Here is a 7,393-nt window from a genome sequence, read left to right as displayed (position 1 = left end):
GCCTGGGCGGCTCGATCGGGTGGAGCGATCCCGATTCGGGGTTGGCGATCGGCTTCGTGCACAACCGGTTGCTGACGCCCCTGGTGGTGACCGACCACGCCGCCTTCGTCGGGCTGTATGCCCTGACCCGGCGGGCCGTGGCCACGGCCCGGAAGCGCGGGTACCGGCCGGTGCGCGCGATGGGGGCGCCAAACTGGGGGGCGGGGGCGGTCGCGGGGTGAGGGGGTAGGCCGCCGCAACGGCTCTCAGACTCCCAACGCCGCCCGCAACTCTTCGATGGTCGCCGCGTGCGTCACACCCACTGCGCTATTACCGCCGGCGAAATCCGCTTGGCCATAGCCCCAACCGACTACCACCGTGCTGATCCCGTGTGCGGCAGCACCTTCCACGTCATGACGGCGGTCGCCAACCATCAGCACCCGGTCGGGCAGCGGTTGTAGTTGCTCCAGCGCGCAACCCAGGACCTCGACCTTGCTGCCGCGCGAGCCGTCAGGTGTCGCACCCACGATGACCTCAAAATACTGATCCAGGTCGAAGTGTTCCAGAATCTGCCGCGCTGTTGGCTCTTGCTTCGACGTAGCCACCGCGAGCCGCACGCCTGCGCCACGTAGATCAGCCAGCACCTGCGCAACCCCGTCATAGAGCCTGTTCAACGCCCAGCCGCGCGTGTCGTAGTCAGCCCGGTACGCAGCCAGCGCGTCCTCGGCACGATCGCCCAGTTCCATCGCGCGCAAAGTCACATCCATTGGGGGGCCGACGATTTGTGCTGTCAGGTCACCCGCAGGCAATTCGATGCCAACGTGATTCAATGCGTGGACAAAGCTGGAGACGATTCCTTCCGCCGAGTCTGTCAGGGTGCCGTCGAGGTCGAAGATCACCAACTGCGGTCGCGTGACATCGCCTGAGGCTGTTCCTGTCATCGGTGCCCTATCCGCTATCAGCGTTTATCGTCGGTACCAGAACATCGGCCTCAAGCGCAGCGAGCATCAACGAGACATGTCTACTAGTTGTCGTTGAGGAGCTTCCAGCGTGCGTTCAGCATCTCGATCCGTTTGGCGTCCTCATCGGTGATGTGGCCGTAGTAGTCGCGCTTGTTCAACAGCCACAGCAACTCGAAGTGCACTGCATTGAGCAAACCGTCCGCGATTGCACCGAGGTTGCCGGCGGAGCCGTCGAAAACGACCTTGCGGGTCTCGACGCGAGCCCGGTGACTCGCTGCCACTCCCGTCCTGGGGCCCAGCGTGTCGCTGCACACCGCGCCGCCGAGAACCAGGTCGAGGCCGGCCTTCTTGGCTTTTTCGGCAACGGTAGTCACGTACTTGGTGATATCGGGTGAATTGATGGTTTCGCGGGTTTGCCCCAGCGAACCGGTGAAATCAACCCGGCCGAAGACGATGCCGTCCACGCCGCGGCCTTCCTGTGCAGCCTCAAGCATGGCGTCGAGGTTGTTGAACCCGGTGATGGTCTCCAGGTTGAACAAGAAGTCGGTGTCGAGTTCCTCGTCCTCGTCGTACACGGTGTTCTTGGCCGCGATGTACTTCGTCAGCGCGTACGGCGTTTCCACCATGGGCGCGACGATGTAGCGCACTCCGATCTGTTTTGCCTCCAGCAGGTCGCGCATCGCCTCGCAGCCACCGATCTTCACGGTCAGTGGCAGCCCCGCGGAGCGCGCAATGTCAACTAGACGCAACAGTTCGTCGATCCGCGTGCCCTCGGCTTCGAACTCAGCTTTGACGCTGACGACGCCATGCTTTTCCTTGCCCGCACGAAGAATTTCGGACATCTGGCGTTCGGTTTTATTCACAATCTCTCCCCTACTAGTGCATCTGACACGCTTGCCGAGCATATCCGCGCGAAACCCACCCAGTGCGCGATTCCGGCAAGAACATCGCGAACCTCATATATGGGCGGGTTCCGGTCAACTCACTATCCCCGTTCGCGACAATCGCGCGCCAAGATGCACCGCGACCCTTTGCTCGACCGCGATTGGGAGATCCGGACTCATCTTGTGCAAGGGGTTCGACTTCATCGAACCGTCCGGCTGCACCGCCGAGGTAATCTTCGGATGATAGGTCTGGTCAGGGTCGATCGGCACCACGATGAGCACTGGACCATCCGTGCCCAGCAACGACCGAATCTGGTCGGCGTCCAGCCCGGATTCCGCATCGAGTCGGGCAAACGGGATCCGATAGGCCCGCACCAGATCCTCCCAATCCGGCAGACCGAGGCCGGTCTCGGCGTCGCAGCCGATCCAGGCGCCGTTGAAGTAGTTGCGCTGCGTCATCCTGATCGACGCGTAGCCGTTGTTGTCCATCACAAAGACTTTGACATTGGCTCCGGTCGCTGCGAGTGTGCCCAGTTCCTGCAGATTCTGGACGAAGCCGCCATCCCCCTCGGTGAGGAAAATCTGCCGCGACGGGTTGGCCAGTGCGGCACCGATCGCTCCGGATAATCCGTACCCCATGCTCGCCAGCGACTTGTCGCCGACAAGTTTCTGGTCGGCGCGCAATCGCAGGGCCTGCATCGACACCGTGGCGGCGCCACCGCTGCTGCAGGGCAGCAGGATCGCGTCCGGTTCAGCAACGTCGGCCAGGCCCATCGCCAACTCGTAAGGTCGCACATAGCCCGGTGCGGTGACGTTCTGCGGATCGTTCAGCGGCAATTCGGCACGGACCGACGAGATGAACTCCCGCCATCGCTGCCACCGCCCGGAATCCCCGAGATCGCAGGAATACAGTGCGGCCAGGAATGCGTCGGCGTCCCCACACATGGCCAGGTCGACGCGCGGGTGCCCCTTGGTGAGCTCGGCGGAGTCGATGTCCACCTGGGCCACTCGACCGACGGGAACGAACTCCTCCCAGGCGAACCCGGTCTGCTGCAGCCCCAACCGGGTGCCGACGGCCAGCACCAGGTCGGCCTGCTGAATCAGGATGTTGGCAGCCCGCTGCCCCCAGGTATTGGGGCGCCCCGAGTACATCGGGTGCTCGCTGGGAACCCGGTCGGCGCCGTTCCACGTGGTCATCAGCGGAATACCTGCAGCGGCCGGCCGTTCTCCGAGCGCGCGCACTGTTCGACGGCTCACACCACCGCCGATCAGGATGACCGGGCGTTCCGATTCCCGCAGCCACTCGACCAGCTGTTGGACGTCGGCCGCCGCCACCTCCGGCAGGGGTGCCGCCTCAGGCACCTCGACCGGCTCCCGGCCGGGTAGCGGTGGCGCGGCTTGGGCGTCGAGGCAGACTTCGAGGAAAACCGGCCCCTGCCGGGGGGTGCGGCCGTCGAGGACGGCCTCCAGAATGATGTCGCGGTCAACCGGACACTCGATGAGCAATGCCCGTTTGGTCACGCTGCGCACCAGTTCCACACCGTCGATTTCCTGGATGCCCCGCTGACGCACCGCGCCGCGACTCAGATCGCTGGACTTCACCTGACCACCCAGCACCAACAGTTCGCGGCTCTCCTGCCAGGCCCCCGCGATGCCGGTGAGCGCATTGGTGATGCCCGGCCCGGCTGTCACCAGGACCATTGCCCGGCCAGCGCTTTCGTCCCGGGAGGCGTTGAAGTACTCAGCTGCGATGGCAGCGCCCACTTCGTGCACGAATGGCACGCACACCATCCGGGTGCGCACCGAGTCCAATAGGTGCATGATGTTGCCGCCGGCTACGAAGAAGCAGTGTGAGTAGCCGGCGCCGACCAACCAGTCGACCAGTTGGTCGGAGTATTTCGTTGGGGCAGGGGCGGGCTTGGCGGCAGCCGGTGTCACAGGCCCACCTTTTGGGTGATGACGAAGTTGGGGCGTTGCTTGGCCTCTTCGTAGATCAGCGCCAGGTATTCGCCGATCACTCCGAGGAGCAGCGTCACCACACCGAAGCCGATCAGCATGACGGAAATGATGGTGCCGACCCCGGGGAACGGCACACCGTAGAAAACGAAGCGGACGGCAAGCACCAGCACACTGATCGCCGCAAAGACGCTCAGCAGGAATCCGGTGAGCGTGATCAGCCGCAGTGGCACATAGGAATGGGCGAGGATGCCCTTGCCCGCCAGATCCATCACCTTGAAGGTGTAGGCCTTGGATTCGCCGGCGAAGCGGGGCGCCCGCTTCATCGGCAGCCCGATCGACTTGAAGCCCACCCAGGAGAACAGGCCCCGGACGAACCGGTTGCGTTCGTCCATCGAGCGGACCGCTTCGTAGACCTTCCGGTCGACCAAGCGGAAGTCGCTGGCATTCTTGGTGATCCGGTCGTCGGTGAGTCGCCCGGCCAGCCAGTAGAACACTTGGGAATTCATCCTGCGGATGGGCCCGACGCCACCACGCTCGGTGACCACGCCATAGACGTTCTCGTATCCCTGCTCCCAGGCGCGGATCATCTCCGGGATGAAGTCGGGCGGATCCTGCAGGTCGGCGGTCATCAGCACGACGGCGTCGGCGTCGACCACGTTCAGGCCGGCTGTCAGCCCGCCATCCATCCGGAAATTGCGGGCGAGCTGCACGATCTTGAACCGCGGATCCGCCTTGTTGATGGCGAGAAGCTTGTCCATCGTGTCATCGCTGGACCCGTTTTCGACGATGATCGCCTCGAAGTCGTAGCCGGGTTCGGCGTCGAACACCTCGGTCAGTTGCCGAGCGAGCTCATCAATGCATTCTCTTTCATTGAACGCCGGTGAAATCACGGCGATCTTCTTCTTCACGGACCCGCCTGTTCCCAGACTCATTCCCACACCTTCCACGGCGGCTTTCCGCTGTTCCACAGGTTGTTGAGGAGTTGCGATTCCCGGAAGGTGTCCATCGGCTGCCAGAACCCGTGATGGGGGTATGCGGCGATTTGTCTGTCCGCTGCCAGGCGTAGCAGCGGCCCCTCCTCCAATACCGTCTCGTCCCCATCCAGATAGTCGAACACCCCCGGTTCGAAGATGAAGTAGCCGATGTTGATCCAGTCCTCGGTCTTCGGCTTCTCCCGGAACTTGGCGACGGCCCCGTCGTCTTCCACGTCGATGACGCCGAACCGGCTCATCGGCTGGGTGGCCGTGACGGTGGCGAGCTTGCCATGAGCCCGGTGGAAGTTGAGTAGTGCGTGGATATCGACGTCGGCGATACCGTCGCCGTAGGTGCACAGAAATGTTTCACAGCCGACGTATTTCTGGATGCGTTTGATCCGGCCGCCCGTCATGGTGTCCAAGCCGGTGTCGGCCACGGTGACCTGCCAGTTGAACTCATCGTGCGAACCGTGGTAGCAGATGCTGGACTGGTTCCCGAGGGTGATGGTGAAGTCGAGATTCGACGCGCCGTAGTTGGTGAAGTAGTTCTTGATGAATTCACTCTTATAGCCGGTGCACACAATGAAATCAGACATGCCGTAGTGGCCGAGGATCTTCATGATGTGCCACAGCACCGGCCGCCCCCCGACCTCGACCATCGGCTTGGGGCGGAATTCGGTTTCCTCGCGCATGCGCGTGCCGAGCCCGCCGGCGAGAAGCACGGCTTTCATGACCAATCATCCAATCTCGACGTAGTCTGGCCCCCGGGGCGCGGAAACGATGACGCCGCGTCGCCGCAGGTGCCACACTAGCAACGATGCGACATGCGGGGCGGGCTTTTCACCTGTGCCGCGTACCATATGAGTCACACAGCCCTGAGGAGTTCTCATTTCACCGCTCGATACCGATGGGAATGGGGAGAACCGGCTCGAGCAGGAACGCCAGGACATTCTCGCCGCGGTTCGCGGGTACGCCAAACGAAAGCTCTCGACACCGGAATTTGTCCCAGGCGTCACGCCGGTCCCCGTTTCCGGCAAGGTGCTCGACCCCGAGGACTTTGCGGCACTCGTCGACGCCTCACTGGACGGCTGGCTGACCGCCGGCAGGTTCCATCCGTTGTTCGAGCGCGCCCTGTTCCGGTATGTCGGAGCGCGCGGCGCCGTGTTCGTCAACAGTGGGTCAAGCGCAAACCTGTGCGCTTTGAGTGCCCTGACCAGCGCCAAGCTCGCCGGAAACAAGAAGCGGTTCGGCAAGGGGCCACTGCAACCGGGCGACGAGGTCCTGACCGTGGCAGCAGGCTTTCCCACCACCGTCAACCCGATCATCCAAAACGGCATGCGCCCGGTAGTCGTCGACATCGAATTGGGCACCTACGACGCCATACCCGAGCGACTCCGCGAAGCCGTCGGGCCGAAGACCAGGGCGATCATGATGGCCCATACCCTGGGTAACCCGTTCGACCTGGACACCGTGCGCGAATTGTGTGACAAGCACAGCCTATGGCTGGTCGAGGACTCGTGCGACGCTCTCGGGTCCACCTATGACGGCAAGCGCACCGGCAGCTTCGGCGACACCGCGACGGTGAGTTTCTACCCCGCCCACCACATCACCACCGGCGAGGGGGGTGCGGTGTTCGTCAAATCAGCGCTGGTGCGCAAGCAGGTCGAGTCCTTCCGGGACTGGGGTCGGGACTGCTACTGCGCGCCGGGCGACGACAACACCTGTGAGAAGCGCTTCGAATGGCAACTCGGCGATCTACCGAAGGGGTATGACCACAAATACATCTACAGCCACATCGGCTACAACCTGAAGGCGACCGACATGCAGGCAGCCATCGGTTTGTCGCAGCTGGCCAAGATCGACGGATTCGTGCAAGCGCGCAAAGACAACTTCGACTACCTGACCTTGCGGCTGTCGGGCGTCGAAGGGCTGATCCTGCCGGTGGCCACACCCAAGTCGGAGCCGTCCTGGTTCGGCTACCCGATCACCCTGGATCCCGAACATCCCGTCGACCGCACCAAGTTGATGCGCTTCCTGGACGAACGCAAGATCGGCTTTCGCCAGTTGTTCGCCGGCAACCTGGTCAAACAACCGGCCTACCGAGGTACCGACTTCCGGATCGTCGGCGACCTGACCAACACCGACATCGTGATGAACCGCACATTCTGGATCGGCACCTATCCCGGGCTGACAAAGCCGATGCTCGACTTCGCGACCGAGTCGATCCGCGAATACATGGCCGAGGCCTCCCGGTAGCCGTGCACTACCTGATCACCGGCCACACCGGGTTCAAAGGCCCCTGGCTGGCGCTGCTCCTGCTGGCCCGCGGACACCAAGTGTCCGGTCTGGCCCTTGAACCCGAACAGCGCGGCCTGTTCGAGAGAGCTGGGTTGGCGGACCTGCTGACCTCCGATCTGCGGGTGGACATCCGCGACGCCGGGGAAACTGCGGCAGCGGTGGAGGCGGTGGCCCCCGACGTCGTGGTGCACATGGCCGCCCAGGCATTGGTCCGCGAGTCCTACCGCGAGCCGCGACTCACCTACCAGACCAACGCCATGGGCACCCTCAACGTGCTGGAAGCCGTCGGACACACATCCTCGGTTCGTGCGCACGTCGTCATCACCACCGACAAGGT

7 protein-coding genes and 1 pseudogene are annotated in these 7,393 nt (G+C 63.4%); 3 read left to right on the top strand and 5 right to left on the bottom strand.

The genetic code is table 11. From position 1 onward, the window contains the following. Nucleotides 1–221 (top strand): annotated as a pseudogene (locus tag ACK5M9_RS07965) (esterase); the annotation flags it as partial. A gap of 24 nt (nucleotides 222–245) precedes the next feature. Here the strand turns inward: ACK5M9_RS07965 and ACK5M9_RS07960 are convergent. The 5 genes from ACK5M9_RS07960 to rfbF form a co-directional block, all read right to left on the bottom strand. Next, nucleotides 246–920, bottom strand: a complete 675-nt coding sequence (locus ACK5M9_RS07960) for an HAD-IA family hydrolase (RefSeq protein WP_416892632.1) — start codon at nucleotides 918–920, stop codon at nucleotides 246–248. Between the two features lie 83 nt (nucleotides 921–1,003). Beyond that, on the bottom strand, nucleotides 1,004–1,804 hold the full coding sequence (locus ACK5M9_RS07955) for an aldolase/citrate lyase family protein (protein WP_416892631.1): 801 nt from the start codon (nucleotides 1,802–1,804) through the stop codon (nucleotides 1,004–1,006). A gap of 114 nt (nucleotides 1,805–1,918) precedes the next feature. Further along, nucleotides 1,919–3,763: a thiamine pyrophosphate-binding protein gene (locus ACK5M9_RS07950; RefSeq protein WP_416892630.1), complete on the bottom strand. Its 1,845-nt coding sequence runs from the start codon at nucleotides 3,761–3,763 to the stop codon at nucleotides 1,919–1,921. After that, on the bottom strand, nucleotides 3,760–4,716 hold the full coding sequence (locus tag ACK5M9_RS07945; protein ID WP_416892629.1) for a glycosyltransferase family 2 protein: 957 nt from the start codon (nucleotides 4,714–4,716) through the stop codon (nucleotides 3,760–3,762). Before ACK5M9_RS07945 ends, ACK5M9_RS07950 begins: the two co-directional genes overlap by 4 nt. Next, nucleotides 4,713–5,489, bottom strand: a complete 777-nt coding sequence (gene rfbF / locus ACK5M9_RS07940; protein ID WP_416892628.1) for a glucose-1-phosphate cytidylyltransferase — start codon at nucleotides 5,487–5,489, stop codon at nucleotides 4,713–4,715. Before rfbF ends, ACK5M9_RS07945 begins: the two co-directional genes overlap by 4 nt. A 157-nt stretch (nucleotides 5,490–5,646) precedes the next feature. On the opposite strand from rfbF, the gene rfbH reads away from it, so the two are divergent. Beyond that, complete coding sequence (rfbH, locus tag ACK5M9_RS07935) at nucleotides 5,647–7,014, top strand: lipopolysaccharide biosynthesis protein RfbH (protein ID WP_416892633.1); 1,368 nt, start codon at nucleotides 5,647–5,649, stop codon at nucleotides 7,012–7,014. A 2-nt stretch (nucleotides 7,015–7,016) separates the two neighbouring features. Continuing rightward, nucleotides 7,017–7,393 (top strand): GDP-mannose 4,6-dehydratase (locus ACK5M9_RS07930; RefSeq protein ID WP_416892627.1); only part of this gene is annotated, 377 nt, incomplete at its 3' end.

The sequence above is a fragment of the Mycobacterium sp. genome, assembly GCF_047975165.1.
In the GTDB taxonomy this organism is placed as follows: domain Bacteria; phylum Actinomycetota; class Actinomycetes; order Mycobacteriales; family Mycobacteriaceae; genus Mycobacterium.
This window is presented reverse-complemented; position numbering and strand designations above follow the sequence as displayed.